Source organism: Oleiphilus sp. HI0086 (genome assembly GCF_001635225.1).
In genome coordinates this window covers 1-947 of sequence record NZ_LWFZ01000859.1, presented here as the reverse complement: position 1 = coordinate 947, position 947 = coordinate 1, and the positions used below count along the sequence as shown (strand labels likewise).

Here is a 947-nt window from a genome sequence, read left to right as displayed (position 1 = left end):
ATCTTTCCTTAGCGGCCATTCTCGCGATTCTACTTGCGGGTATTGCCATTGCGATGGCCGCTCAAAACTATGCCCAACACCACTACGATACCAGCGCACTGTTAAGAACCTTGGGCGCCAGTCGTCAGCAAGTACTGTGGCTTTTTAGTCTGCAGTTACTGATTCTCGCCTTCATCACCACGCTCATCGGCCTAATGCTTGGCACCCTGATACAGGAACAACTTTCTTCCTTGCTAAGTATCCTATTTATCAATGACTTGCCTACCGCACCTTGGTCAGCTTGGGCTATTGCGAGTATTACGGCCCCGGTTACTCTACTGGGCTTTGCGCTACCTCACCTGATTCAACTAAGTCGCGTATCCCCACTTAGAATCCTGCGCCGTGACCTTGAGCCGATGAGCATTAGCGGAAGACTAATCTACGGCATCGCGCTCGCATGTATTCTCTCGTTATGCTTATGGTTTACCGGCGATGTAAAGATGTCTCTCGCATTGATTGTCGGCGGATTGGTGACCCTTATCCTGCTCTCATTTGGTTTACGAGGAATACTTAAGCTTTTAGATAAAATCACACCTTCAGCACGCTTCAATATTTATGTGCGTTTCGCCTGGCGACACCTCATGCGCAACAATCAAAGTGCCAGCACTCAAATCTTGGCATTCGCGATGATATTGATGGTCATGCTAGTCATTAGTGTTGTAAGAAATGATTTACTAAATGACTGGCAACGCGGCTTACCCGAGAACGCGCCCAATTTCTTCGCTATGAATATACAAGCCTATGAATCGGATAGTTATAAAGCGGCACTCGAAGAAACCGGCTTCAAGAACTACCCGCTCTTTCCTATGGTTCCAGGGCGATTAACGCATATCAACGAACGCTATGTTCATGATGATGAAAAACTGAGTGAAGACCCGGCCCTTCAAAGAGATCTGGCGCTCACATGG

General features: G+C 47.7%; 1 protein-coding gene. It reads left to right on the top strand.

The annotated features are described in order from the left end of the window. Positions 1-947: ABC transporter permease (locus A3756_RS15490; protein ID WP_156490513.1), on the top strand; the 947-nt coding region annotated here is incomplete at both ends.